Source organism: Blautia sp. AM47-4 (genome assembly GCF_003479865.1).
In the GTDB taxonomy this organism is placed as follows: domain Bacteria; phylum Bacillota; class Clostridia; order Lachnospirales; family Lachnospiraceae; genus Fusicatenibacter; species Fusicatenibacter saccharivorans.
The window spans coordinates 1-538 of record NZ_QUHY01000116.1 but is presented as its reverse complement, the minus strand read 5'-3'; the positions used below and the strand labels follow the sequence as shown (position 1 = coordinate 538).

Below are 538 nucleotides of genomic sequence, written 5' to 3'. Positions count from 1 at the left end.
CTTAATGCTTGACCTGTATTCTTGGTCCGCTGCCATCATAGCGTTGATGACAGGCTTTTGTGTTCTCTGCTTTAAAAGCAATTGATTCAATAATCTTTCGATTATCTCTCTGGTTTGATAACATCACATGCTCTCACATATGATGCCTCGGATGTCTTTTCCTATCTCTAACGTTTTAACGTTTTCAATATAGATTGTATATGCGGTTTTCAAGGTACATCTTGCTGACTGATTTGTTTCATCAGTCATTAGAACTTAAAAGTTGTTTTGATGCTTTCTGTGAAACACATTTCTTCTTTTAAACTCTAATCACTGGTAAAACCAGCTCTCATCAGCACTTCCCTGCTGTTATGGGTTACTGCGCTTCTGTGGGCAGCTGTTTTATTTCATAGACATTTTCCCCTGTCTTTTTATTAGGGAGCTGGCAGCCACCTGCTCTCCCACACCGTCTCCAGTGCAGTACCATCGGCCGCTTAGGTCTTAACCATCGTGTTCGGGATGGGAACGGGTGTGTCCCCTAAGCGCATCGCCACCAGCA

Annotated in this window: 1 rRNA gene; it reads right to left on the bottom strand. The window is 42.9% G+C overall.

From position 1 onward, the window contains the following. Nucleotides 1-419: 419 nt before the first annotated feature. A 5S ribosomal RNA gene (gene rrf / locus DW965_RS18925) occupies nt 420-537 on the bottom strand. Nucleotide 538 lies beyond the last annotated feature (1 nt).